The 24,413-nt window shown below is 51.2% G+C and carries 24 protein-coding genes; 15 read left to right on the forward strand and 9 right to left on the reverse strand.

Annotated elements, in window-relative coordinates; all coding sequences use genetic code 11:
* Positions 1-15: 15 nt before the first annotated feature.
* The 4 genes from O9139_RS23065 to deoC all read left to right on the forward strand — a co-directional run bounded on the left by O9139_RS23065 (position 16) and on the right by deoC (position 3,136).
* Positions 16-900 (forward strand): hypothetical protein, encoded by an 885-nt coding sequence (locus O9139_RS23065; RefSeq protein ID WP_270884108.1) that lies wholly within the window; start codon positions 16-18, stop codon positions 898-900.
* 312 nt (positions 901-1,212) lie between these two features.
* A complete protein-coding gene (locus tag O9139_RS23070; RefSeq protein WP_270884109.1) occupies positions 1,213-1,380 on the forward strand; it encodes a XapX domain-containing protein in 168 nt (55 codons plus the stop codon).
* Positions 1,381-1,477: 97 nt separating this feature from the next.
* The gene (locus O9139_RS23075) at positions 1,478-2,434 is read left to right on the forward strand and encodes a sugar-binding transcriptional regulator (RefSeq protein ID WP_270884110.1); all 957 of its coding nucleotides are present in this window, start codon (positions 1,478-1,480) and stop codon (positions 2,432-2,434) included.
* 30 nt (positions 2,435-2,464) lie between these two features.
* The gene (gene deoC / locus O9139_RS23080; RefSeq protein ID WP_270884111.1) at positions 2,465-3,136 is read left to right on the forward strand and encodes a deoxyribose-phosphate aldolase; all 672 of its coding nucleotides are present in this window, start codon (positions 2,465-2,467) and stop codon (positions 3,134-3,136) included.
* Positions 3,137-3,187: 51 nt separating this feature from the next.
* Here deoC and O9139_RS23085 read toward each other — a convergent pair whose 3' ends face one another.
* Positions 3,188-4,141, reverse strand: coding sequence for a helix-turn-helix transcriptional regulator (locus tag O9139_RS23085; RefSeq protein WP_270884112.1), 954 nt, complete (start codon positions 4,139-4,141; stop codon positions 3,188-3,190).
* 132 nt (positions 4,142-4,273) lie between these two features.
* Between O9139_RS23085 and modA the strand changes: the two genes are divergently transcribed.
* A complete protein-coding gene (gene modA / locus O9139_RS23090) occupies positions 4,274-5,152 on the forward strand; it encodes a molybdate ABC transporter substrate-binding protein (RefSeq protein ID WP_270884113.1) in 879 nt (292 codons plus the stop codon).
* On the forward strand, positions 5,152-5,823 hold the full coding sequence (gene modB / locus O9139_RS23095; protein WP_270884114.1) for a molybdate ABC transporter permease subunit: 672 nt from the start codon (positions 5,152-5,154) through the stop codon (positions 5,821-5,823). The genes modA and modB overlap by 1 nt, the downstream gene beginning before the upstream one ends.
* Before the next feature lie 10 nt (positions 5,824-5,833).
* On the opposite strand, the gene corA is transcribed toward modB, so the two are convergent.
* Together corA and O9139_RS23105 are read right to left on the reverse strand one after the other, a co-directional pair.
* A complete protein-coding gene (corA, locus tag O9139_RS23100; protein ID WP_270884115.1) occupies positions 5,834-6,784 on the reverse strand; it encodes a magnesium/cobalt transporter CorA in 951 nt (316 codons plus the stop codon).
* Between the two features lie 170 nt (positions 6,785-6,954).
* Complete coding sequence (locus tag O9139_RS23105) at positions 6,955-8,226, reverse strand: erythromycin esterase family protein (protein WP_270884116.1); 1,272 nt, start codon at positions 8,224-8,226, stop codon at positions 6,955-6,957.
* Between the two features lie 402 nt (positions 8,227-8,628).
* Between O9139_RS23105 and O9139_RS23110 the strand changes: the two genes are divergently transcribed.
* Complete coding sequence (locus tag O9139_RS23110; protein WP_270884117.1) at positions 8,629-10,941, forward strand: putative bifunctional diguanylate cyclase/phosphodiesterase; 2,313 nt, start codon at positions 8,629-8,631, stop codon at positions 10,939-10,941.
* Between the two features lie 95 nt (positions 10,942-11,036).
* Here O9139_RS23110 and O9139_RS23115 read toward each other — a convergent pair whose 3' ends face one another.
* Both O9139_RS23115 and O9139_RS23120 read right to left on the reverse strand, forming a co-directional pair.
* On the reverse strand, positions 11,037-11,843 hold the full coding sequence (locus tag O9139_RS23115; protein WP_270884118.1) for a histidinol-phosphatase: 807 nt from the start codon (positions 11,841-11,843) through the stop codon (positions 11,037-11,039).
* A gap of 35 nt (positions 11,844-11,878) precedes the next feature.
* Positions 11,879-12,781 carry a LysR family transcriptional regulator gene (locus O9139_RS23120; RefSeq protein WP_270884119.1) on the reverse strand — a complete coding sequence of 301 codons (903 nt, stop codon included), beginning with the start codon at positions 12,779-12,781 and terminating at the stop codon, positions 11,879-11,881.
* A gap of 259 nt (positions 12,782-13,040) precedes the next feature.
* Here O9139_RS23120 and O9139_RS23125 point away from each other — a divergent pair, with 259 nt between their 5' ends.
* On the forward strand, positions 13,041-13,619 hold the full coding sequence (locus O9139_RS23125) for a PadR family transcriptional regulator (RefSeq protein WP_270884120.1): 579 nt from the start codon (positions 13,041-13,043) through the stop codon (positions 13,617-13,619).
* A 130-nt stretch (positions 13,620-13,749) separates the two neighbouring features.
* Here O9139_RS23125 and O9139_RS23130 read toward each other — a convergent pair whose 3' ends face one another.
* A complete protein-coding gene (locus O9139_RS23130) occupies positions 13,750-15,192 on the reverse strand; it encodes an aminotransferase-like domain-containing protein (protein ID WP_270884121.1) in 1,443 nt (480 codons plus the stop codon).
* Between the two features lie 152 nt (positions 15,193-15,344).
* Here O9139_RS23130 and O9139_RS23135 point away from each other — a divergent pair, with 152 nt between their 5' ends.
* Positions 15,345-15,989: a LysE family translocator gene (locus O9139_RS23135; RefSeq protein ID WP_270884122.1), complete on the forward strand. Its 645-nt coding sequence runs from the start codon at positions 15,345-15,347 to the stop codon at positions 15,987-15,989.
* Here O9139_RS23135 and O9139_RS23140 read toward each other — a convergent pair.
* Positions 15,949-16,785 (reverse strand): TIGR01457 family HAD-type hydrolase, encoded by an 837-nt coding sequence (locus tag O9139_RS23140; protein WP_270884123.1) that lies wholly within the window; start codon positions 16,783-16,785, stop codon positions 15,949-15,951. The two genes, O9139_RS23135 and O9139_RS23140, sit on opposite strands and share 41 nt — an antisense overlap.
* A gap of 46 nt (positions 16,786-16,831) precedes the next feature.
* Positions 16,832-18,499 (reverse strand): PAS domain-containing sensor histidine kinase, encoded by a 1,668-nt coding sequence (locus tag O9139_RS23145; RefSeq protein ID WP_270884124.1) that lies wholly within the window; start codon positions 18,497-18,499, stop codon positions 16,832-16,834.
* 332 nt (positions 18,500-18,831) lie between these two features.
* On the opposite strand from O9139_RS23145, the gene O9139_RS23150 reads away from it, so the two are divergent.
* Positions 18,832-19,290: a chemotaxis protein CheX gene (locus tag O9139_RS23150; protein WP_270884125.1), complete on the forward strand. Its 459-nt coding sequence runs from the start codon at positions 18,832-18,834 to the stop codon at positions 19,288-19,290.
* Between the two features lie 130 nt (positions 19,291-19,420).
* Entirely contained in the window at positions 19,421-20,197 is a 777-nt protein-coding gene (locus O9139_RS23155; RefSeq protein WP_270884126.1) for an SDR family NAD(P)-dependent oxidoreductase, read from the forward strand.
* Positions 20,198-20,254: 57 nt separating this feature from the next.
* Here O9139_RS23155 and O9139_RS23160 read toward each other — a convergent pair whose 3' ends face one another.
* Positions 20,255-20,515 carry a DUF2573 family protein gene (locus O9139_RS23160; protein ID WP_270884127.1) on the reverse strand — a complete coding sequence of 87 codons (261 nt, stop codon included), beginning with the start codon at positions 20,513-20,515 and terminating at the stop codon, positions 20,255-20,257.
* Between the two features lie 103 nt (positions 20,516-20,618).
* On the opposite strand from O9139_RS23160, the gene O9139_RS23165 reads away from it, so the two are divergent.
* From O9139_RS23165 to O9139_RS23180, 4 genes are all read left to right on the forward strand, one after another.
* Entirely contained in the window at positions 20,619-21,434 is an 816-nt protein-coding gene (locus O9139_RS23165) for an alpha/beta hydrolase family protein (RefSeq protein ID WP_270884128.1), read from the forward strand.
* A 108-nt stretch (positions 21,435-21,542) separates the two neighbouring features.
* On the forward strand, positions 21,543-22,124 hold the full coding sequence (locus tag O9139_RS23170; RefSeq protein WP_270884129.1) for an RNA polymerase sigma factor: 582 nt from the start codon (positions 21,543-21,545) through the stop codon (positions 22,122-22,124).
* Positions 22,125-22,311: 187 nt separating this feature from the next.
* Positions 22,312-23,745 carry a DEAD/DEAH box helicase gene (locus O9139_RS23175; RefSeq protein WP_270884130.1) on the forward strand — a complete coding sequence of 478 codons (1,434 nt, stop codon included), beginning with the start codon at positions 22,312-22,314 and terminating at the stop codon, positions 23,743-23,745.
* Positions 23,746-23,800: 55 nt separating this feature from the next.
* Entirely contained in the window at positions 23,801-24,343 is a 543-nt protein-coding gene (locus tag O9139_RS23180; RefSeq protein ID WP_270884131.1) for a hypothetical protein, read from the forward strand.
* Positions 24,344-24,413: the final 70 nt, after the last annotated feature.

Here is a 24,413-nt window from a genome sequence, read left to right on the forward strand (position 1 = left end):
TGGAGAGGTGCTTGCATGCTTTTACAGGCGGGAAGCTTAGTATTAATACTGCTCTATACAAGCTACATTATTTTTTATTCATACCGCAGAAAAGAACTGATTTCTAAAAAAATGGGCGCCTTTACAGCGCTTGCGGCTGCGTTTATGTCCAGTGCCTCAGCAGCTATAGTCGCTGTGATGTCTTTTGGAGATTATCTGATTGTGGCGGTAGGTGTGGCATTGCTCTATGCTATTGCTGCCGGTTATGTTGCCGGTAAATCTTACAGTCCAATGACTGCGATCAATGGCGCAATAACAGGATTGCTTGGAGCGGGAATCGGTTCGTTGTTGGGCATCCTGCTCTTTGGAGCGGATCGTACCGTTTTGATCGTCGATACTGTGTTCATTGTAGTTATGTTTCTCTTCCAAAAAACGATGGAATGGCAGTCCCGGCAGCCGGGCATACAGGCACAGTCGAAACCTGCCAAAAAAAATAAACAGAAACTCGTTGTCCAGAAAGCTTCCTACATCTCGACAGTGATATTATCTGTCATTTGTTTCATTTTCGGCTTTGGAGTACTCATCGGGAAAAACCACATTCATATCGGTCAAATCGGTAAACCGCAATCACAGATGGCCGCGATTGATGAGAAGAACGATATGCAAGTAGCCACCATTCAATTGTCGCATGCTGGCATCAGTCCGCCCAATACAGATTTTAAAGCTAAGCAGATGATGAAGGTTATTGTCAAAGTGGAGCCAAATGCCGAAACGGGCTTAAAGCTGATCTCTGACGTTCTGGGCATCAAAGCTGACCTTAAAAATGGCGATAACATGTTCCTCATGAACAACCCGCAGCCAGGCACATATGCTTATACGGTGGAGCCTGGAGGTTACAAAGGGACATTTACGGTTAAATAAGCAAACATAACGAGTGATACAGAAGGTGCCCGTGAGGCGCCTTTTTTCATGCACAAATGTAAATATAGTATAAACCGAATTTTCAGTATAAATGTAAAAAAAAGATGAAAAAAGATAGAATGGCTATTTGAAAAAATGAAAAGTTGAGTTATAATAAATTTTATTGTAAATAGTAAAAATAGAAATGAACATTATTTCAATTAGTGACAACTGAAATATGTGGTTGTTCAGTCGGAAAATGGGAATCTTAAAGATGAGGGCTTGCATACACAACAACAAGATTCCAACATGCAAGTTAAAGGGTGAACGAACATGAAGGAAGTATTGCTCGCATTTGCAGCTGGAGCGCTAGTCGGTGTCGTCTTTAAATTTCTTCGTTTGCCTTTGCCGGCTCCCCCCGTTTTATCCGGGATCATCGGGATCGTTGGCATTTACGCAGGCGGGAAACTGATTGAATGGATACAAGGTTTTTTTGCATAAAAGCATTGTCTTTAGGGGAAAATCTCCGTATAATAGATATGAAATTATGTCAATAACTTCTGAACGGAATTTCAATTTATTATAAGGGTGGAGACATATGGGCGGAGACAAACTGGAGAAGATCGTAGATGCGGCTCGCATGTACTACCAATTGGATTATAGTCAACAAGACATAGCCAAGAAACTAGGAGTATCTCGTCCGACTGTATCCCGATTTTTGCAGCAGGCGAAAGAAGAGGGCATTGTCCAGATCAAAATCATGGATCCGACTGAAAATAAAGAGCTTTTAGCTTCACAGTTGGAAGAGAAGTTTAAACTCAAAAAGGCGGTCGTCGCCTCGGTTCCCGAATATGAAGATCATATCGTCAAGAAATATATCGGGGAAGCGGCGGCTGAATATTTGCATGAAGTTGTCAAAGATGGCGACACGATCGCCATGACTTGGGGGACGACGCTTTACGAAGTTGCCGTCCATCTGCCGAATAAGCTTGTGAAAGATGTCACAGTCGTTCAATTGAACGGCGGCGTAAGTTATTCGGAGACGAATACGTATGCTTCGGAAATCATTCATCTATTTGGCAATGCGTATAACACGACTCCGCATTTATTGCCGCTGCCGGCGATCGTGGATCACGCTGTCGTGAAGCAGGCGATCGAGGCGGATCGGCATATCCGCAAAATTCTCGAAATCGGTAAGCGGGCGAATATCGCAGTGTTCACCGTTGGCGTCCCGTCGGAAGACTCGGTGCTGATCAAGGCGAATTATTTCTCCGAATCCGATCTGGAGATCATCCACGCCAAGGGGGCGGGCGACATCTGTTCCAGATTTATCGATCTGGAAGGCCAAGTGTGCAGCGAAGAGCTGAATCTTCGGACGATTGGCATCGACCTTGCCGAACTGAGAACGAAAGAGAAATCGATTCTAGTCGCAGGCGGCATGAAGAAGGTAGAAGCCATCTATGGTGTTATCAAAGGAAATTATACCAATACACTGATTACAGATCAATTCACCGCAGAACATTTGTTGGCTTACGCCGAAGAACAAACGAAATAAATAATTGGAAGAACAGAAGGAGTATACCCGATGGAAAACAAAGATATTGCTCAAATAATCGACCACACGCTTTTAAAACCGGATGCAACGAAGGATGAAATCGTAAAAATTTGCAGCGAAGCCAAACAATACAGTTTCGCTACCGTGTGCGTGAATCCGACATGGGTTGCGCTTGCTGCGAAAGAGCTTGAAGGCTCGAGCGTTGGCATCACGACGGTCATCGGCTTTCCTCTAGGCGCAGCAACGACATTTGCCAAGATGGCTGAAACGCGCGACGCGATCGCGAACGGAGCGACGGAAGTCGATATGGTATTGAATATCGGCGCACTGAAATCCGGTGATCTGGATACGGTGAAAAAAGACATCGAAGGCGTCGTTCAAGCGGCTAACGGCCAAGCGGTTGTGAAAGTGATTTTGGAAACAGGCTTGTTGACCAATGAGGAAAAAGTGACGTCCAGCGCGATCTGCAAAGAGGCTGGCGCGGACTTCGTGAAAACTTCCACAGGCTTTGGCCATGGCGGCGCAACGGTGGAAGACATTGCTTTGATGAGAAAAACGGTCGGCCCGGATATGGGCGTTAAAGCTTCCGGCGGCGTGCGCGACCTCGAAACGGCTCGCAAGATCGTGGCAGCGGGCGCAACGCGCATCGGCGCAAGCTCCAGCATTGCCATCGTGACTGGCGGTAAGGGCGAAGGCTACTAAAAAAGATAAAGGAACAGACGAATCCTGGGGATTCGGTTCTGTTCCTTTTTTTTATGTTTCAAACAGCACGCGTCCTGTTTGCGCCAAGTCATAGCCGTGAATGAACCGCAGCTCATGCTGGAAAGTTTCCGACAGCAGAATCGCCTTCACCTGCCCGATCCATTCCAGGTTCTCGGGCTTCTTGAGCATGACCAGGTCGTAGCGCTCCTGGATCATCGGTATAAAATCGACGCCGCCAACCAGATTGGCGGCTTTCTCAATGCCGACGCCGACATCGGCTTCACCGGAAGCCACTTTGCCAGCGACGCTCATGTGATTCGTCTCCTCGTCCTGATAGCCGAGCAGCGCCGCCGGCGCCATGCCGTGCAGCCGCAGCTGCTCGTCCAGAAGCACGCGCGCGCCGGAGCCCTTCTCGCGATTGGCAAGGCGCAGCCCGGGCTGCGCCAGGTCGGCCCAGCCGCTGAGCTGCTTCGGGTTGCCGCGCTGCACGTACAACCCGGCGGCTCTGGCGATCAGGTTCACGACAACGTAGGAGGACCCGATCAGCAGCTTGCGGATGTAGGGGAGGTTATACTCCCCGGTGTCACCATCCAGCAAGTGGGTGCTGACGATATCCGATTCGCCGCGGTACATCGAGATGAGGCTGTCCAGACTCCCGGAGTACGAGCGCAGCGGCCGGTGGCTTGGCACTTTTTTCTCCATATGCTTGGCCAGAATGTCCAAGCTCACGTCCTGGCCGGTGATGACCAGCGGCCGGCTGCCGCCGCCAGCAGCGAAAGCTTCGCCGCGGACAGGTATCTCTATGGCTTCTTTGGGCGCTGCGAAGGCATGCCCGCTTTTGGCGCGCGCCTTGTAAGCTTCAAGATCGACCGCGTCTACACGCATTTGCTTGCCTACGCGATAAGCGGGGAGATCCCCTTTTTTAATCAAATCATATACGGTTAATTTGGATATTTTTAACAATTTGGAAATTTCTTCAGTGGTGTAGGAAATATCGGCGGTCATCGTTACCTCCAAAAACAATTCGGTATTTCTAGTTTACTAGATTCAACGGTTTCAGTATAATCATTTATAATTACATATATTTAATTATATCTAAATATAACTAAACAAAACAAAGCGGTGGAGGAAACGATCATGTTCAAAATGGGGAAAAGCAGTATGGTAATACTTGGTTTATCATTAGCGCTTTTGAGCGGCTGCGCGCAGCAAGCAGAGCAACCTGCAGTTACAACAACCGCACAAACACAAACAGCTACGCAAGCACCCGCTCAGACGCCTGTGCAAACAGCCGCAGCCTCACAGACGCCTGCTCAGCAAGTGGAGCTTACAATCTCGGCGGCAGCAAGCTTAACCGACGCACTGAAAGAAATCCAGACAGCATACGAAAGCAAACATAAGAACATCAAGCTCAACTTCAACTTTGGCGCCTCAGGCGCACTGCAACAGCAAATCGAACAAGGAGCGCCGAGCGATTTATTCCTTTCGGCTGCCACTAAAAATATGAAGGCGCTCGTCGATCAGCAGTTGATCGATGCTTCCCAGCAAGCGAACCTACTCGTCAACGAGCTGGTCGTCGTTGTGCCGGCTGACGGGAAAGCGGCGTTTGCCAAGATCGAAGATCTGACCAGCAGCGACGTCAAGCATTTGGCTATCGGCGAACCGCAAACCGTGCCAGCTGGCAGCTATGCCAAGGACGCGCTTACTTATGCGAAGCAGTGGGATGCGTTCCAGCCGAAGCTTGTGCAAGGCAAAGATGTGCGCCAAGTGCTGACTTACGTCGAAACCGGGAATGCAGAAGCGGGCTTTGTTTATAAGACAGATGCGTTAACATCGAAAAAAGTCAAAGTCGCCTTTGCCGTTGATCCCAAATCGTACACACCGATTGCCTATCCGGCAGGCATTGTAAAAGCAACGAAGCACAGCCAAGAAGCCGGAGATTTCTATGCGTACTTGAAAACCAAAGAGGCGCAGGATGTTTTCGTTAAATATGGTTTCACAATCCCTGCCAAATAATGCTGTCAATCAACTGGTCAGATTTCCTGTCTCCCATCCTGTTGTCACTGAAAGTTGCGGTCGTCTCCAGCGTGCTGGTCCTCATCCTGGGCGCTTTAGCCGCCTGGTGGCTCTCCAAATACAGCTTTAAGGGGAAAATCGTACTGGAAACGCTGCTGCTGCTGCCGCTTGTGCTCCCGCCGACCGTGGTGGGCTTCATCCTGCTCGTCACCTTGGGGAAAAGAAGCTGGGTAGGCATCATCATGGAAAAATGGTTCAACCAGCCCATCATCTTTACTTGGGGAGCGGCTGTCATTGCCTCGATCGTCGTCGCGTTCCCGCTTGTTTATCAAACGATGAAAACGGGCTTTGCCTCCGTCAGCCGCGACCTCGAGGACTCGGCCCGGTCACTCGGCGCCGGCGAGTGGCAGGTGCTGCGTCTCATCACCCTGCCCTTGGCTTGGCGCTCGGTGATCACCGCCTATGTCCTCGGCTTTGCCCGAGGGCTTGGCGAGTTCGGGGCCACGCTGATGATTGCGGGGAACATCCCGCATAAGACACAGACGCTGCCCACAGCGATCTATATCGCGGTTGAATCCGGCAACCAGCCCTTGGCATGGTGTTGGGCCGGCGCGATCATTCTGATTTCATTTGCGATGCTCCTGATCGCAAGTCCCAAAAAACAAGGCTGATTTGACTTTACTAGTCAAACCAGCCTTTTTTGCGGAACCACATGTACATGCCGAGGCCAATCCCCAACATGATCGCCAGCACGACAAAATAACTCCAATGCCAGGTGAGTTCCGGCATATAATTGAAGTTCATCCCGTAAATCCCAGCGATGAAAGTCAACGGCATGAAAATCGTTGTAATGACCGTCAAAGTTTTCATAATGGCATTCATGCGGTTCGAATTCATCGAAATATGATTGTCCCGCATATCTGCGGTCATATCGCGATTCGACTCAATCATTTCCGATAACTTCAGCAAATGGTCGTAAACATCCGTAAAAAACAGATGATGCTCCTTTAACTCCTGAACGCGTTCCGAATTCACGACCCGATAAAGCAAGTCGCGCATCGGCACAATCGTCCGGCGCAGCCTCAACAGCTTGGCGCGAATATCAAAAATTTGATCCATTAACTCCTGAATCGATTCATTTTTCACATTGTCCTCAATTTCATCCAATTGGTCCTCGATCTGAAAAACACTTGGGAAATACTGGTCAACCAAATTGTCCATCACCAAATAAGCCGCATAGAAGTGGCCTTTGACGCGGATCTTCTCTTCCTGACGAACATGGCACCAGGCATCTTCAATCTCCTGAGAATCCTTTAAATGAAAGGTAACGATAAAATTTTTCCCCAAAAACATATCCACTTCTTCAGCTTCTAATGTCTTGGCATTGATCGCATGCAGAACAAAAAAAGTAACATCCTCATAATGATCCATTTTGGGCCGTTGCAACAAATAATAGCAATCTTCAATTGCCAGCGGATGAAAATGAAAGTGGTCCCGCAAAAGCCTGGCTTCCTCTTCACTCGGATTATTAAAATCGACCCAGTACCATAGAATGCTGTTCTGTGAGAGCTTCTCCAGCGGAAGATCGGTCAGCACCTCATAGTCAGTCGTTACAGCTAACAAACGTATCATGCAAAAGCCACCTCAATCATCACTTCATATGGCTATTGTACCATGCTGTTAAGCACGGATAAAAATGTACGGAAACCATTCCCCCTGGAACTAGAAGTGTATATGGAACTTTGTGTATAAAAAAATGGTTGGGTATGTCCTAGCAGCGAACAAAAAAAGTGCTTGTGTAATCACACAAGCACTTTTTTAATGGCTATCGGACGAAGCGCAGTGCTCTCGTCTATATGCACAAAAGCGTCGTACCGCCGCGCCATCACCGTGGGAACAAGGTTCCCGCGTTCATACTGCGGGCGGTACACGACCCCGATGGCACGGTGCCGCTGAACCTCGTGCCCGAGCAAGGGATCCTCCTGATTCAGCAGGAGGATCTGATCCTGCGCGCCGGCCCGATGCAGAAGCTCTTCCCAGCTGCCCTTCCGGGCAGCTGGCACCTGCATCGCTTCCATCGGCGCGCCCCAGGACTTCGCGGCGATCACGGTGCCGCGATAAGTGCCGAAGCCGATGGCGAATACATCGGCTTCCCCGTGCGCTTCGCGCACGAGCTGGCCGACGTTCACCATGCCGTCGTCGGCCATATCGGTAGCACGCGCATCGCCGATGTGCGTGTTGTGCGCCCAGACGATCACTTTGGCGTCTGGGCCATGGAATTCACCGAGGCGGCGCAGCACCTCGGTCATGTGGCGGTCGCGGATGTTCCACGACTCCACGTCATCGCGCACCATGATGCGGTAGTAATGCTCCGCATTGACCGCAACCAGCGCGTTCAGCTCCGCGCTGAGCGAGGCTTCGCGGTCATGCTCGTACCGCATACGTTTCTCATGAAGCGCTGCCAGCAGCTTCAGGACATCATCTTCGCAGCTTTCTCCGTAGAAAGCTGCCGACACACCGTAATGCTGGCCTTCCTTGTCGTATGGCTCGAAGCATTCAAAAGCTTCGCGCACCAAAGCAAGCTGTTCGGGCGTGCCATGCTCCTGCAGGTAGCGCTCAATTTCCTGCAGAGATTCCCACAGGCTGTACACATCCAGGCCATAAAAGCCTACGCGCCGTTCCGGCGGCAAAGCAGCATTATGCGTTCGCAGCCATTGGATCAAGGCCAGCACTTCTTCATTGGCCCACATCCAAGTCGGCCAACGGTCGAAGCCTTCGAGCACCTCGCGTGCATCAGATTTAGCATCCGCATATTGTTTGACATAGCGGTTAATCTCATAGCAGGAAGGCCAATCGCCTTCAACCGCAATAAATGAAAAACCTTTTTGCTCAATAAGCTTCCGGCTCAGCTCCATGCGCAGCTTGTAGAACTCCGATGTGCCATGCGTGGCTTCGCCCAGCAGCACCACTTTTTTATCTCCGATGGCCTCAAGCAGTACATCCAAATCGTCAGAGGTACGCAGCGGGATAGCTTGCTTGGCCAGTTGATCGACGATAACATCCTGAACGCTCACGATAAGTTGGCTCCTACTATTAAATTTCCCCCGTTTTTTAGTATGTGCAACAGATGGATAAACAAGCAGCCTGATTGAAATCGCTATTTTTGTAACACAATTGGAATATTCCCGTTACTTTCCGATAACAATTAGCGGGTATTATAATTACCAAGACCCCCTTTTTTTAATATATAATTTGGACTCAACCACGTCGGTTGAGTCCCTTTTTTTATTGTTAGAAATTGCCATGGTGCGCGATTACTTTTTTCGTAGACATGAACACGTGCGAAATGAGAAAATAGGACTACAGCTGCGAGCTAATTGTGCAGCTTCCGGGATTTATGCGATCCTTTTATAGGAGTGAAGAACTATGCGAAAACCTTGGACCATCCCACATCGGCTGCTGGATAGTGTCATTATATGAGAACTCTTCATCTTATACTTATTGCTGTCATTGTCACTGCCATTGTTTCTTCCGTCGAAGCCGTGCTGGGTAATTATGAGAATGCGCTGCTCCATGAGCGCAAACTGTCCGAAGAGTCTCAGTTATCCTCTAGGGCGCTCGCCCTTAAATCGGTTATTGACCGTAACTTTAACCTCATGGCCAGCTTGGAAGCCTATGTGAATTCGGATTTCTTGAAGGGCAAGAGCGATATAGAGGTTCTGAATTACATGTCCTCGCTGTATACAGGAATTCAAGGCTCGGCCTTGAATGTGCTGATCGCTCCCGGCGGGATTGTCAAATATGTGTATCCGCTCGAAGGCAATGAGAGTATTATGAATAGGGACTTGCTGCATGATCCCAGGGGCAATGTGCAAGCGCAGGTTGCGCGCGCATTAAACTCGAAAGGTATGACCATTGACGGACCGTTTCGACTGATTCAGGGCAAGGACGGCGTCGTAGCAAGAAAAGCTTTTTATCATGACGGCGAGTTTTGGGGATTGATTTCCGTCGGTTTGGATGTACAGCAATTGATGGTGGACGCCGGTGTTAAAGGCAAAGATAACGGCGCTTTGCAGGTCGCCATCCGCAAGCCGGGAGAGCCTGCTTTTTATGGGGATGACCGCATTTTTCAAATGAAGCCAATGTTCGCTACCATTACTTTTTCAGATAACGTATGGGAACTCGCAGCGCTGCCGCAGCAAAGCGCCTTGCAACACGTCAGTCAACAGATCCGCTTCATTCGCTCCTCGTATATTAGTGTTCTGGTATTAGGGTTGCTATTTTACTTATACATCGTAAGGCAGCGGATTCAGCTAAGCCGCATCGTTCGCGAGCGCACGCAAGAGCTGCTTTTGGCCAATGAAGAGCTCACAGCGATGAATGAAGAGCTGACGGTAGGGGAGCAAGAGCTGCAGGAGTCAACCCGGCGATTGCAAGTATCGGAGCAAAAGCTGACGTACATGGCTTACCATGATATGCTGACTGGCATCTATAATCGAACGCATTTTCAAACGCGATTGCAGGAGCAGATGGAGCTCCAGCAGGAGCGGGGCGGTTTGTTGGCCGTATTATTTTTTGATCTGGACAACTTCAAAATCGTCAATGACTCGCATGGCCATCACATAGGCGATCTGCTGCTCCAGCAGGTGGTGAACCGCATTCAACAGGCCGAGCTGCCTTACCATACGTTCGCCCGTTTTGGGGGCGATGAGTTCGTCATGCTGTTTACAGCATTCGATCATGTTCAGGACATTCGTCAAGTATGCGAACGACTGCTGGATCTGTTTAAAGCTCCTTGCCTCATCGCGAACCGCTCGTTCTTTATCAATCTGAGTATCGGGATTGCCGAATATCCGCATGGCGGCACGACAGCGCAGTGCATCCTCAAGAATGCGGACATTGCCATGTACATAGCGAAAAAAGAAAGCAGCGGCTCCTACATCTTTTTCAACCGGCAGATGGAGTCGAACACTTTGAGCAAGCTGGAGATGGGCAATCATCTGCGGCAGGCGATGACGCGCAATGAGCTGGAGATCGTATACCAGCCGCAGGTGGATTGCGAGCAGGGAAGAATTGTAGGTGTCGAAGCGCTGCTGCGATGGAAGCATCCGACCAAAGGCTATATTTCGCCCGCTGAGTTTATTCCATTAGCCGAGGAGATGGGTTTGATTATCCCGATCGGCGAGTGGGTGCTGCGCAGCGCCTGCGCACAGATGGAGGCCTGGCACAAGCAGATGGGGATATCCGTCGCCCTGTCGGTCAATCTATCTGTCCGTCAGCTGCATGATGAGCGATTGGTGGACAAGGTGCGTTTGATTTTGGAGGAGACGGGCTTAGAACCACGATTTTTGGAGATGGAGATTACCGAAAATGTAGCGATGAAGGACGAGCAGCTCGATGTGTTGCGTGAGCTGCGGAGTCTCGGCATCGCCATTTCAGTCGACGATTTCGGGACAAAATATTCCTCGCTCAGCTATTTGAAGCGGTTCCCTGTTACTAAAATTAAGCTGGATCAGTCGTTTGTACGCGGTGTGCACACGGATGCCAAGGATCGCGCTATGGTGAAAGCCATCATCTCTGTCGCCAATTACTTCCAGTTGAATATTATCGCTGAAGGTGTGGAGACTGAGGAGCAGGCAAGCTTTCTCGTTGAAAATGGCTGCAAGCAGATTCAAGGCTACTATTTCTACCGGCCGATGTTCGCCGAGGATATGCTGCTTGTGTTAAGACAGAGCTTGCGATCGAAGCTCGCCTTCATGGAAGTCGCCGCTGCTGAGGGGCAGGCTTGAAAGGTGTGCCCCCTCCCTCGCGCCCAGCGTAAAAAACAAGGCTGCTCCCCAGCAGATTCATCTGCCGGGGAGCAGCCTCTTTGCACGTGTCTCGCTTATAGCGGCACGATCTGTTTCTCCTGGTTTTTGTAATAAACCCAGTGTTTAAAACCAATCTCCTTCAGCTTCGCACTGACCTCCTGCCACTCGTCGCCGACCCGGCTCGGAATGTGAGCGTCAGAACCGAAGGTGGCTTCTACACCGTAAAACAGCGCCCGTTCCAGAATCTCATCGGACGGATACCAGCCGCCAACGTCTTTGGTTTTGCCGGACGTGTTGATTTCAATCGCAACGCCGCATTCGCCGATGACCTTGAGTGTATCGTTCACTTTCGGTGTACGGATATCCGAAAACTCGGGATAAAAGCCCTTCATGGCATCGATATGGCCAAGAATGTGGAACATGCCCGCCCGTGCGGATTCTTGAATGAGGCGGTAATACTCCTCTTTTTGCTCCACCTTTTGCGCGTCGTTCAGCTTCTTCCAGCGGTTGCGGTTGAAAATGCTGACGCCGCCGGACAAATGAACGGACCCGATGATGTAATCAAACGGGTACTTTTTGTATTCCTGCCGGTAGATTTCCGCATGTTCCGGGAAGAAATCGGACTCCACGCCGAGCAGGACGTCGATTTGGCCTTCGTACTCCCGCTTGAGCTGCAGCACTTCCTCCACATAGCGGGGGAATTCGCTCTTCGCCATCGCGATCAACGGCTGTGCCTGATCATCCGGGCTGCCGAAATAGGGGGAGTGGTCCGAGATGCCGATGACGCTCAGACCGCCGGCAATGGCGGCTTCAATATAATCGCGAATCTTACCCTGCGCGTGACCGCAGCGGTCGTGATGGGTATGTAGATCGAATTTCATATACAATGAAGCCTCCTTTGAACGCTCGGAGCTCGCTACTCCGAACCGAGAAATTGAGTCTCGGGCATACCTTTGAGATCTAGGAGAAATTGCTGCATGGCCGAGTTCAGATAACGCCCTGACTTATATACTACACCTACCGGATGGGTAATATCCAGTTCACTGACCTTAATCATTTTTAACGTCCCATGGCGCAGCTCGTCGGCAACGGACATCTTGGAAATGATGGCGACGCCAAGATTCAGTTCAACCATGCGCTTGACTTCCTCGCTGCTCGAAAGTTCCATGACAATATGAGGCGACACGTCGTAGGTGGCAAAGAGCTTGTCAACGAACCGCCGCCCCGCCGTTTCTGGAGACAGCATAATAAACGGAATATTGCGCAGCTTCTCGATCGATAAATGAGCAAAGCGGCTGAGCGGATGCTGGGCCGCTACGATCAGCTCAAAGCTGTCATAGTAGAGGACAGATGTTTCCAGCGCTTGATTTTTCTCGAACAAATATGTGATCCCGATATCGATATGCCCATTTTCCACGCTGTTCATAATGAGGGAAGAGGTCATTGAATGGATCGTCGTTTTGATCAGGGGGAACTGATCTTGAAAATAGGATAAAACCCGCGGCAAAATTTGCATCGCGATCGATGTGGTCGTTCCGATATGAATATGCCCTTGCGGGGTCTGATTCAAATCTGCTAGCCGCTGCTTCAGGTCGCTGGCGATGCGCAGCATTTTTTCTGCATGCTCCAGGAATAGTTTTCCGCTATCGGTTAAAGTGACAGGTTGATTGCGGTCAATGAGAATCGTGCCGAATTCGTCTTCGAGGCTTTTGATTTGCGCGGAAACGGCAGGCTGGGTCAAGTTGAGAATTTCTCCAGCTTTACGGAAGCTCATCGTTTTGGAAATCGTGAGCAGCGTTTCTAACTGGTTCATATTCATGAGCGCACCTCCTGCATATCGAATTGTAAAGGATATACAAATAAAATTTATCGAAATTGTAAAGAGGGATAAAATCCTTTTCTAACTTTGGATAACCTCATTATATGCGATGTCGCAAATGTCGGCAATGTTCGTCGTTTGGTTCCTTTTCACATTCAGCTGAAGTGATGCTAAAATATTAAAATATGAATGCGGAAGCAGGCAGAGCCCCTGACAGATGACGCTCATCTGCTGCAGGGTACGAAGGAGCGTTAAACTTATGTCAATGAAGCTTGTCATACTTGGTCTCCTGATGGAAGCCAACCGGCATCCCTATGAAATCAGGCAAATTATGAAAGAAAGAGGCATGCACAATTATATGAAGCTTCAGGATGGCTCCCTCTACTATGCGATGGACCAGCTGAAGAAAGATGGCCATGTAGAAGCATTGGAAGTTGTGCGGGAAGCGAAGCGTCCTGAGAAGACGATCTATCAAGTGACGGAATCCGGCCGAAAAAAGTTTCAGCAGATGCTGGTCGAACAGCTTCATGAGGATATTAAGCATTACCACCCGCTTTATGTGGCGCTGCCTTTTACGGTGCATGGCGACCAGAAGAAAATTGCCCAAATTCTCGAGAACAAGATCATGGCGCAAAAAATCGCGATGCAGCGAGCGAAAGATCTGTACGAAGAGCACGTGGATATCATTCCAAGGGTTTCCTTGCATATGATGGTCGGTTGGTATCAGCGGGCATTTGCCGAGCTCAGATGGCTGGAGAAACTGCAGCAAGATGCCGAAGAGGGCAGGCTGCATGAGAAAGGCGCACCACTGGAAGTGAATTGGGACCGGATTGAATGAGTATCCTTGTAAAATAGGACAGCCGCCGCGACTCTGCCGATGAGAGCTGCTGCGGCTGTTTGCCGTTATGGCCCCGGCCAATGCCCCTTCCATGTCCAGCTATGTCCCCGCCATGTCCCACGATAGCCCGCTACGGCTCCAATATACGAGCAAACCTGGCGATGCCCTCTTCAATCTCCGCTCGATTCGCGCGCGCATAAGAAAAGCGCACATACCCTTTGTCTGCGCCATAGACGCCCCCTGGCACGAATAGTACGCCCTGCCTGATGCCGCGCTCCAGCAGCTCGGTTTCGGCGATCGGCTGACTGAGCTTGCACCAGATATGATAGCCCCCGACGGGCTTCTCCCATTCGGCTTTGCCCTGTAGATGCTGTTCCATCGCCGCCAGCATGTAATCCCGTTTCACGGTTAAGCCTTGCAGCACGCGCTCGCGCTGCTCCGTGTAGGCGTTCGATGTGATGAACGTCTCCACGAGATGCTGCAGCAAGGGACTCGTGCCGAAGTCCATCTGCTGCTTCGCATCAGCGAGCCGGTCGATGACCGAGGCCGGCCCGACCATCCAACCGAGGCGGAGCCCCGGCGCGGTCGTTTTGGACATGCTGCCGATGTGCAGGATGGACTCTTTCGAGCCGCTGAGCGCCAGCAGCGAAAGGGGCGGATCGGCTTCTCCGGCAAGCGTAATGGAGCCGAACGTTTGGTCCTCAACGATCGGAATGCGGTACGATTCGCAGATTTCAATCAGGCGCCGGCGCCGTTCAAGCGGCAGCACCGCGCCTGTCGGGTTGTGATAGGTCGGCATGGTGATGACCATCTTGATGCGGTGCATTTTATGCAGGGCATGCAGCTCGTCCGGCAGCAGACCATCGCGATCGAAGGGGATCCGCACCAGGCGAATGCCTGACGCACCGAATAGCGGCAGGGAGTAATGGTAGGACGGGCCTTCGATCGCGATGCTGTCACCGGGACTCAGCAGGCACTGGGCAATCAAGTGCAGCGCTTGCTGCGCCCCGGATGTGATCAGGAGATGCTCCGGCTTGCAGCTGATCCCGGCATTGTGGAGCAAATGGGCGGATAGCGCTTGGCGCAGGCTGAGCTCGCCCTTGGCATCCGGGTAATGCAGAGGCAGCGTGCGGCTGCTGCGCTTTAGCATGTCCGCCACCATGTCGGCGGGCAAGAGATCGGCCGACATTTCCCCATCGGCCAAGTTCAGATAGATCGGGTCCATCGTCAGCTCACGTACTTTGCGCAGCAGTGACTGCGTCGGGCGGAACAGTCCTGAAGCCATATAACTGCGCCACTCCGAGAATTTTGAGGCGGATAAATTCCACAAGCTATCGCTCACATACGTGCCCCGTCCTTGTGAAGATTGGATCAGGCCAAAGGCGCGGAGCTCCTCGAATGATTTGGTCACCGTGCTGCGGTGAACACCGAGTAAGGAAGCCAGGAATCGTTCCGTTGGCAGCTGACTGCCAGGAGCGAGCGTGCCGTCCATGATCATCGCTTCGATTTGTCGGGTGATTTGTCTGGGAATCGATTCTTTGGTGTCACGATTGCGATTAATTTCAATTTGCATAACTGCCGTTCATCCTTTTGTTTCAAAGCTGTTTCTTTTATCTTGGGCGAATTGGCCGGCAAAATCAACTGCCAATTGGCTCCTGACGATAGCGGCCAATTCGTTTAAGCTGTATTTCAGAAGCGCTTGTACAGAAGGAAAGGGGTATTATTGTGTTGCTTACGGCATTTATCAAAGGATTTGTATTTTCTTTATCGCTCTGCTGCGATCTTGGGCTTGTCAATATAGCGATGATTAAGACGGGGATTGAAAAAGGGTTTAAGCCTTCGTTTGAGCTGGGGTTCGGCTCCTGCTTCGGCGATTTGACTTACTTGGTGCTGGCGCTGCTTGGCGTCACTGTTATTTTTCAAATTCCAGTTATCCGATGGGTTTTGTGGATTGGCGGAACGCTGGTATTGGCGTGGATGACGGTTTCCATGCTGCGCAAATCGCTCAGCCGGCAAGCGGCGCTTGAGCTTTCGGGCACACAGACGAAGGAGGGCAAGCAGTTCTGGTGGGGGCTTGGCCTCACGCTGTCGTCGCCGACCGTTATTCTATGGTTCGCCATCGTTGCTGGACCGATTATCGCCAGTTTCGGCACACATGACTTGAAGACGACGACCGTCTTCGTTGCCGGGTTCTTTGCCGCCAGCGTCGTCTGGTCCGGGTTTATCGCGCTGGTCTCCGGCGTCTCCCGCAAATGGTCCAGCGCACGATTCGTACGCGTCATGTCGCTGGTCTCCGCGGTTCTGTTCCTGTTCCTGACGGTGAAGATTTTTATCGACGGCTGGCAGAATCTGCTTCATCACGCGGCATAATCCGCGTGAGCAATTCCCGCAGATCAGCTGCAATCAAGTCCGGTGTCACGCCGGCCGCTGCCAGCTGATCCTGCACATTCGCGCTCGTGGCGACGCCCGTCAGCACGAGCGCCGTGCGGCATCCGGCTTCCAGGCCACCGCGGATGTCCGTCGCCGCATTGTCGCCGATGACCCAGACATCGGCGGCAGGCAGACCGAGCCGCTCGATGGCGTAAGCCATAATAATCGGCGAAGGCTTGCCGATGATCACCGGCTGCACGCCTGTGGCGGCGGTGATGGCAGCGGCCAGGGTGCCTGCCCCTGGCATTAGTCCTCCATCCGACGGCAGCAGCCTGTCGGGGTTCGTTAATACATAGGCCGCCCCCTTATGCAGGTGGCGAGCCGCCTCCGTCAGCTTCGCATAGGTGAAGCTGCGGTCAATGCCCTGGACGACGTAGTCCGGCGTCTGTGCATCAAGCAGGAAGCCGGCCGCCTCCAGGGCGTTTTGCAATCCGGCTTCCCCGATCATGTGCACGCGGTTGCCCTGGCGCTGCTCCTGCATATACTGCGCGGCCGCTTGCGATGACGTATAGACGGCTGCTGCCGGAACCTCGATCCCGAGCTCCTGCAGATGCTCAGCGACCTGCTCCGGCGAGCGCGAGGAATTATTCGTCACGAGCAGATACGGCAAGGCCGCATCCTGCAGGAAGCGAATAAATTCCGCAGCATGCGGGATCGGCTCCCGGCCCCGATATAACGTTCCGTCCAAGTCAATAAGGAATCCGATGGTTCTGTTCTTCTCTTTCATTAGTTGCATGCTCCTAACTATGTTGGTCCCTTTCTGAACTGCCTATCTACACTGCCTAGCTGATCGTGCTCGCAGGCAGTGTAATCTCCACCGTCGTGCCTTCGCCCAGCTTGCTGCGGATCTTCATCGTGCCGCCATGGGCTTCGATAATCCGATAGCACACCATGAGGCCAAGCCCCGTACCTTTCTCCTTCGTGCTGTAAAAAGGCTCGCCTAGCTTCGGCAGCCGCTCCGGCGCGATCCCGCAGCCTTGATCAGTGAACCGGATGAGGATATCGGTTCCGCTTGGCTCAACAAGCGCTTCAATGCGCATGACACCGCCCAGCGTCATCGCCTCCAGCGCATTTTTGAGGACATTAATGAATACTTGCTTAAGCTGGTGCTCATCGCAGGAGACGAGCGGCAGATCGGGAGCGAGCTCATTTTCGATCTCGATATTTCCCAGCAGCGCTTGCGGCTGCAATAGATCGATCGTGCTCGTGACGATCGCCTCCAGCCGGCGCGGTACGAAGTGAATGGCCTGCGGTTTGGAAACGAATAGAAATTCATTGACGATAAATTCGATGCGCTGCAGTTCTTTTTGCATAATTTCTATATAATATTTCTCTTTCGCGCTGTTTGTCTTCAGGAGTTGCAGAAAACCTTTTAAAGCCGTTAAAGGATTGCGGATTTCATGCGCGACACCTGCCGCCAGTTGACCGACCGCCGACAGTTTATCGGATTTGATCAGGAGCTCCTGCGTTTTCTTCTGTTCCGTAATATCGTTGAAGGTGATCACCGTTCCGAGCAGCTGACCGTGGTTGTCCAGCATCGGGCTGCACATGTACTCGACAGGGAAGCTGGAGTGGTCCTTTCGCCAGAACGTGCCATCCTTCTCAATGATCACTTCCCGGCTCAGCACGGTATTCAAAATCTCGCCTGTACCGGAGCTTTCCTTGTTGTTTATGTAAGTATCCTGGAAGAGATGGTGAATCTGTTTGCCCAGCATCTCATCGACTCTCCACCCTGTCAAGGCTTCAGCTGCTTTGTTCCAGAAAATGGTCCTTCCATTCCTATCAATCCCATATATGCCTTCGGAAACCGAGTTGAGGATCAATTGATTTTGCTTATGCAGCTTATCAATTTCTTTTTTCTGTTCCCTGACTTCTGTCAAGTCCTTCAGAATCGCGTAGACGCCGACAATACGGCCATGCACCACCGTCGGGACGAACGTCACATGGGACAGGACTGGAAAGCCCTTCTTATGGACAAAAGCAGCCTCAAAGTGCTGCGGCATCCCCGCGGAAGCGACTTGAAAGTGATGCAGAGCTTTCAATAAATCCGGCGGATGGATCATTGGAATGAACGAGGTTAGTAGGGAATCTTCCCGGCTGAGACCAAGCAGGCTCTCCAATCCGTGATTGGAAGACAGCACCTCGCCATCCAGGCTGAATGAAATGATCGAATCCGGGTGATTGTCATAGAGCGACTTAAAGCGTTCTACGGTCTCTGCCATTTGCGTTTCTTTCATTTTCATCTGCTTCAAGGAATAAGAGGCAAGCCATAGAATCGAAGCTGTCAGCAACAGATCGATCGCCGTAACGGCGTACTTGAAGGTTGTCGAAGCGTCGACGCGGTGTAAAACGAGAAAATCAATCAGAAGAAGTACAAAGGCTACGATCAAGAAGCCTTGCACGATTTCAATAAATGCAGGTCGCGGATTAGCTCGGTTCTGATTCGACATGTTCGACTTTCAGCGCTCCTTCAAGTCATTTTCTACCAATAGTGTATCAGGAATTTATGTGAATTTATAGGTTAGAATATTCGCTGTAAAGTCAAGCATTCAGGGTAAATCCTCTATTTGGCCTATAGATTCTGGGACTTGAGTGAAATGTCACTCTTGTAATGATTGCTAATTGAAGAGAAAAAGGCAGAATGTCAGCTATAATTCGTACGGATTTGAGTAAGTAGCCCCATTTTCACCAAAAAATTCAGTATACTTGTCCTAAAAATTTAGGTATAATGTAAGAAAAAGTCGGTTTTTCCGGAATATCGTCTACAAAGGAGATCGGAGCTATGAAGGCTGAGTATATTAACCCTTTTTTGGAATCAGCTAGAATCGTCATCGAGCAAGTTGCTAACATTCGCCCTACAACAGGCCAGCTCGGCGTCAAAGACGTCAAATTTGTGGAAAGTTACATCTGGATCCAAATTGGGATGACCGGTCAAATGGAAGGCGATATCGTATTTGGATTGGCGGAAGAGGTAGCTCTGAAGATGGTCTCTGCGATGATGGGCGGCTTTACTGTGACAGAAATGGATGAAATGGGGAAGAGCGCAATTTCCGAGCTCGGGAATATGATCAGCGGCAACGCGAGTACAATGCTGTTCAATCAAGGGGTTCGCGTAGACATTACGCCGCCGAAGCTTGTTCAGTCCGCTACCGCGGCAGGGTTTGTGCCGAAGAAGGCGCTCACTATACCTTTAATTATGGAAAACATCGGTGAGTTGGATATTCAAGTACTGATTACTTAGTTGCAATTTTATCTTTGATATTAGGTGAGATTGTCAACTTCATAGATTGAAAAAGAGAAAAAGGTTAGAATAGGAATGGAGTGCTGCTTCTGCAGCGGCTCCATTTTTTTGTATGAGAGGAGCGTAGCGCGTGCACTTATCAGGTAAAGTTGTGCTGATTACAGGCGCATCGAGCGGGATCGGGGCGGTGATGGCTCAGCGGTTCGCAGACAAGGGAGCGATTCCGATTCTTACCGCGCGAAGCGCAGCGAAGTTAGAGGAAATTGCTGCGGCTTTGCAGACACCGCATGCTGTGTATCCGCTGGATGTGACTGATACGGAACAAGTGTTCCGTGTTGTGGGACAGATTTTGGAGCGATACGGACGAATCGATGTCCTTATTAATAACGCCGGTTACGGCCGGTTTGAATCTTTTATTGAAGCGTCCTTGGCCGACTTCGAGGAGATGATGGACGTCAATTATATGGGCATCGTACGCTGCACGAAAGCGGTCTTGCCCTCTATGCTGGCTGCGCGCAGCGGGCATATCGTCAATGTTGCTTCCATGGCCGGCAAAATCGGTACCGCCAAATCGACCGCCTATGCGGCGACCAAGCATGCGGTGCTGGGCTTCACCAACAGCTTGCGCCAGGAATTGGCGGGAACCGGCGTATCACTGACGGCGGTCAATCCAGGGCCGATTGCTACGCCTTTCTTTGACCGCGCTGATCCCAGCGGCAACTATGTGAAGAACATTGCCAAATTTATGCTCACGCCGGACAAGGTCGTGAATGAACTGATTGATGCCGTGGAACGCAACGTACCTGAGAAGAATTTGCCTTTCGTCGCGAATGTCGGCGTGAAGCTGTTCCATCTGTTCCCGAGTACGTTTAACCGATTGACGGCCAGGCTGCTCAATAAAAAGTAAAAAAAAGCGGCTCCCCGCCGATATAGATCGATCGGGGTACCGCTTTTCTTCATTGGGCTATTGCTGATTCGTTGTTTGGGCTGCTTTCAACGCTTGATTCAAATCACGGACTTCTTCAAAAATGCGACGAACCTCGGCTTTGCCGACCGCATGCGTTTGGTTCCAGTGAGAAGCAAGTGCAGGCAATGATTTATGAATGTGATTATAGATGGCCCAAATCTTGATTTTCTCTACCATTTCTGGCGAGGTGTCACCCGTGATCAGTTCGGCCGTTTTGACCAGTAAAGCTTCAAATTCCTGAGTAAATTCCGTATTCATAGTTTCATCCCTTCGGATGGAATATTAAAGTATATGCACAGTCTATCGCAAGACGTTACAAGTGTCAAAAAACGCTGGACGGCTATTGTCTAAGGAGGCTTACATGACAAGCTTGGAAACGATCGTCCCGGACGGTCAATTATTAGCAAGAGAACAGCTGCGCTGCTATGCGAAGCATGTATCCTTATACCTCATTACATATAGCAGTCAAGGGCTGCGGGTAAAAGGGTTTCTGGCCGTTCCCGCCGGAGAGGATCCGAAGCCTGCCGTGATCTATTGCCGAGGCGGTATTCGACGGGTCGGCATGGTTCGTAAGCGGAGAATTGTGTCGATGGCCGGGCGCGGCTTCGTGGTGTTTGCTCCATTTTACCGAGGCAATGAAGGTGGGGAAGGACGCGAAGATTTTGGCGGAGAGGACCGCTTTGACGTGTTTAACGCCATTCCCATGGTTCAGGCTTTGGCTGAAGTGAAGTCCGGCCCCGTTGCCTTGATTGGATTTTCCAGAGGCGCGGTCATGGCGATGCGCGCTGCACAAGAATGCGGCGGAGTCGGTCCTGTCGTCGTGTGGAGCGGGGTCAGCGATATGCTCGATACGTATGAACAGCGGGTTGACATGAGAAGAATGCTGAAGCGGGTTGTCGGTCATCCGAAAAAAGATGTAGAAGCATACATTCAGCGCTCTCCCGCGCATTGGGCGGATCAAGTCCAATCGCCGATTTACATTGTACACGGCACCAAAGATACGCAAGTCGATATCGGTCATGCCAGGAAGCTGGCCCTGGCTTTGGAGCAAGCCGGCAAAGACTATACGATGGCTTTATATGACGGGCTTGATCACCGTTTTCCGAAAAAGGAAGACGAAAAAGCGCTGGACTCCGTCTTCGAATGGTTGAATGATAGGTTAAAAGCTAAATTTTAGGCAGGAAATTCCACTTTTTTTGCTTTTCAATATTGTTTACTCACCGCTAATGCCCTAATATGAAGGAGTGGACATCGTGTTTTGAGCCGGTTGCAGCGGGGGGCTTTTATGTCGAAGTATTTATTGCTGATTTTTACTTGCGACTTTTATACGTTAGATAAAGATATTCAGGAGCAAGTCTACCAGGAATTTTATTTGCTTGTGTATCCGATGATTTATTTTATTTTGCGGGATCATTCCGCTGTTGAGGACATTGTTCAGGAGTCGTTCTTGCGCGCGGTCCGCAAGGCTCCTATGCTCAAAGAAATGGATAAATACGAGAGTTGGCTGAAGAAGCTGACGCGCAATGTGACGTTGAATCATTTGCGCAAGCATAAGCGGAATCGCGAGGAGCTGGAAGCCGAGCTCGTTTTGATGACGATGGAGGCGGCGCCGGCACAGGAAAGTCTGGTCCCTCTGGAAAAAGAAGTCGAATTAAAACTAATGCGCGAAGCGATTATCAAGTATATCAATCAATTAAGCCCATCCTATAGGCAAATTATCGCTATGAAATGGATACATAACTTAACCTACAAAGAAATGGCTGGGGAGCTTGGTGTCACGGAAGGGGTCATCAGGCAGCGGCTATTCCGGGCGCGCGAGGCCATTAAGCAGAAGCTGCTTGCTGAGTGGGGGACCGCTCATGAATAGAGCGGATCCAGCGGTCCGTCATTCAGCATGATGAATGTGCTGCGGGAACCGTCTCCCGAGAACAAATGGCGGCGAATTGTGAAGTTCTGTCGATGTGGACAGAGCTTTTTTGCCCTTTTGTTTGTGTCCCCGTGCAGCGTGTCATATAATTGAAAAAAAGGTTTGAAAGAAATGGGGTTTTGTATTAGTGAGCACGACTTTCGAGCAACTGCTGGTTGAGCAGTCGTATGTACATAAATTACAAGAAATGGGAATCGCTTCGCCAACGCCGATTCAAGAGGAAGCAATTCCCCTCCTTGGCCAAGGGAAGGATGCAATCATCCAGTCGCAAACAGGCACGGGCAAAACATTGGCTTACTTGCTCCCGGCGCTGCAACAGATCGACCCGCAGCAAAAGCAGCTGCAAGTTCTGCTCTTAGTGCCTACACGCGAATTGGGCATGCAAATCTTGCAGCAGATTGAGCTGCTGACACAAGGCGGTTCCATTCGATCTCAATCGTTGATCGGCGGGGCGGCAATCGCCAGACAGGTCGAGAAGCTGAAGCTGCACCCGCACATTGTGGTTGGGACGCCTGGGCGTATTCTGGAGCTGCTCAAGCTGCGGAAGCTAACGTTGCATCACGTAAAGCTGGCTGTGGTCGATGAAGTTGATCAAGTCTTTGAACTAGGATCGATGAATGAAGTGGAAGCTGTACTTAAAGGAACACTGCGTTCGAGTCAAACGGTGTTTGTCTCGGCGACGATCCCTCCGACGATTGAAGCGTCCGCACAGAGATGGATGAAGGAGCCGGTCATTGTCAAAATCAATCCGTCGCAGCGTACAGCGGAAACGTTGGAGCACTGCTATTTTGTCTGTGAGGAGCGGAACAAAATCGACACGCTGCGGAAATTGGTGCGGCTGATTAATCCGCCTTCCGCCATTGTTTTTGTGAACGCGACTGCGGACATCGCCGAGGTTGTGGCCAAGCTTCAATATATCGGTCTCTCCGTAGAGGCTCTATATGGTGAGGCGGGCAAGCAGGAGCGGGCCAAAGTGATGACCCAATTCCGCGAACGCAAATTCCAGCTGCTGCTGGCTACGGATATCGCAGCCCGGGGCTTGGATATTGAAGGCGTGACGCACGTCTTCCATCTGGACCCGGCTGTAAACGCGGAGTACTACTTGCACCGCGTAGGCCGAACAGGCCGTATGGGCCGCAAGGGCACGGCCATATCGATCGTGACGCCGAAGGAGCTGTTCATCCTCGGCAAGTTTGAGAAGCAGCTCGGCATCGAGATTGCGCCGAAAGCGATGTACGAAGGCCGGATCGTTGACCCGGCCCAGGACCGCAGTGCGGCTGCGAAGCGCAGCCGCACTCAGGCCGCGCGCCCAGCGGGCGGCGCAGCGCCTGCGCGCGGCCCGGCCGGTGGCGCGCGGGGGAATGCTGCGCCTGCCGCAGGCACGGCGCGTACTGGCGACGCCGCGGCTCGTGGCGAGCGCGGCGGGGTGCGCGAAGCGGCCCCAGCGAAGCCGGCCGTGCGCGTGAGTGCAGCCGCTCGCAAGGCGGAGCGCGAGCGGGACCGCAAGAGCAAGGGCGCGCCGCGCTGGCTGAAAGCGAAGCAGCAGGGCAAAGAAGAGTAGCGCGGCCTGTGGCCTGAGCGAATCCGCATCACGGGAGAGATGGGGGGCAGTCTGGTTGAAGAAGCTGATGATTTTCATAGTCGTAGTCATCTTGGTCCTCGCAGTTGGCTTGCTAAGTCTAGTTTCGTACGTGAAGCCAAGCGAAGCGATGGACTTGAATTATCAAGAAGTCGCCATTTCCGGAAAAATTGCCGATATCATCAAAAACCGCAAGCTAGAAGTGGTGCTCACTGAGCAGGATATCAACAATATCGTCAAAAAACAGCTTGCTGCGCACAGCACACTGCCGAATGATTTGATGATTGAAGGAGCTAAGCTGCGGCTTAACGGTTCTCAGCTGGAAGCGGATGTGAACCTGCGCTGGCGTGAGCAGATACCGATTGGGGCCACAGTATTGTTCGCCCTTGACTGGAGCCCGCCGAACATTGAGGTTAGGCATGTTGGCACACAAATCAAAGACAAGCAGCTGCCCAGCGATTGGCTGCAGCTCGCTCCGGTGCAAATCCCGTTGGAGTCCTATTTGCCTCAGCTGGTGGGAGTCAAACATGTAGCATTCGAGAATCAGGCCATCCGCATCGATTTGAAACTACTCAGATAGATAAAATGACACATCAAAAAGCTGCAGCGCCCAAAGCGCTGCAGCTTTTTTTGCTTTATGCGGCTCCACT

Source organism: Paenibacillus aestuarii (assembly GCF_027789125.1).
Taxonomy (GTDB): domain Bacteria; phylum Bacillota; class Bacilli; order Paenibacillales; family NBRC-103111; genus Paenibacillus_E; species Paenibacillus_E aestuarii.

Excerpts from the sequence above, each read along its gene's own strand:
- deoC (WP_270884111.1), top strand. The coding sequence starts at position 2,465 with ATGGAAAACAAAGATATTGCTCAAATAATCGACCACACGCTTTTAAAA.
- modB (WP_270884114.1), top strand. The coding sequence starts at position 5,152 with ATGCTGTCAATCAACTGGTCAGATTTCCTGTCTCCCATCCTGTTGTCA.
- O9139_RS23120 (WP_270884119.1), bottom strand. The coding sequence starts at position 12,781 with ATGAATATGAACCAGTTAGAAACGCTGCTCACGATTTCCAAAACGATG.
- O9139_RS23075 (WP_270884110.1), top strand. The coding sequence starts at position 1,478 with ATGGGCGGAGACAAACTGGAGAAGATCGTAGATGCGGCTCGCATGTAC.
- O9139_RS23165 (WP_270884128.1), top strand. The coding sequence starts at position 20,619 with ATGACAAGCTTGGAAACGATCGTCCCGGACGGTCAATTATTAGCAAGA.
- O9139_RS23115 (WP_270884118.1), bottom strand. The coding sequence starts at position 11,843 with ATGAAATTCGATCTACATACCCATCACGACCGCTGCGGTCACGCGCAG.
- O9139_RS23145 (WP_270884124.1), bottom strand. The coding sequence starts at position 18,499 with ATGTCGAATCAGAACCGAGCTAATCCGCGACCTGCATTTATTGAAATC.
- O9139_RS23160 (WP_270884127.1), bottom strand. The coding sequence starts at position 20,515 with ATGAATACGGAATTTACTCAGGAATTTGAAGCTTTACTGGTCAAAACG.
- O9139_RS23130 (WP_270884121.1), bottom strand. The coding sequence starts at position 15,192 with ATGCAAATTGAAATTAATCGCAATCGTGACACCAAAGAATCGATTCCC.
- O9139_RS23140 (WP_270884123.1), bottom strand. The coding sequence starts at position 16,785 with ATGCAACTAATGAAAGAGAAGAACAGAACCATCGGATTCCTTATTGAC.
- corA (WP_270884115.1), bottom strand. The coding sequence starts at position 6,784 with ATGATACGTTTGTTAGCTGTAACGACTGACTATGAGGTGCTGACCGAT.
- O9139_RS23085 (WP_270884112.1), bottom strand. The coding sequence starts at position 4,141 with ATGACCGCCGATATTTCCTACACCACTGAAGAAATTTCCAAATTGTTA.
- O9139_RS23150 (WP_270884125.1), top strand. The coding sequence starts at position 18,832 with ATGAAGGCTGAGTATATTAACCCTTTTTTGGAATCAGCTAGAATCGTC.
- O9139_RS23170 (WP_270884129.1), top strand. The coding sequence starts at position 21,543 with ATGTCGAAGTATTTATTGCTGATTTTTACTTGCGACTTTTATACGTTA.
- O9139_RS23065 (WP_270884108.1), top strand. The coding sequence starts at position 16 with ATGCTTTTACAGGCGGGAAGCTTAGTATTAATACTGCTCTATACAAGC.
- O9139_RS23125 (WP_270884120.1), top strand. The coding sequence starts at position 13,041 with ATGTCAATGAAGCTTGTCATACTTGGTCTCCTGATGGAAGCCAACCGG.
- O9139_RS23070 (WP_270884109.1), top strand. The coding sequence starts at position 1,213 with ATGAAGGAAGTATTGCTCGCATTTGCAGCTGGAGCGCTAGTCGGTGTC.
- O9139_RS23110 (WP_270884117.1), top strand. The coding sequence starts at position 8,629 with ATGAGAACTCTTCATCTTATACTTATTGCTGTCATTGTCACTGCCATT.
- modA (WP_270884113.1), top strand. The coding sequence starts at position 4,274 with ATGTTCAAAATGGGGAAAAGCAGTATGGTAATACTTGGTTTATCATTA.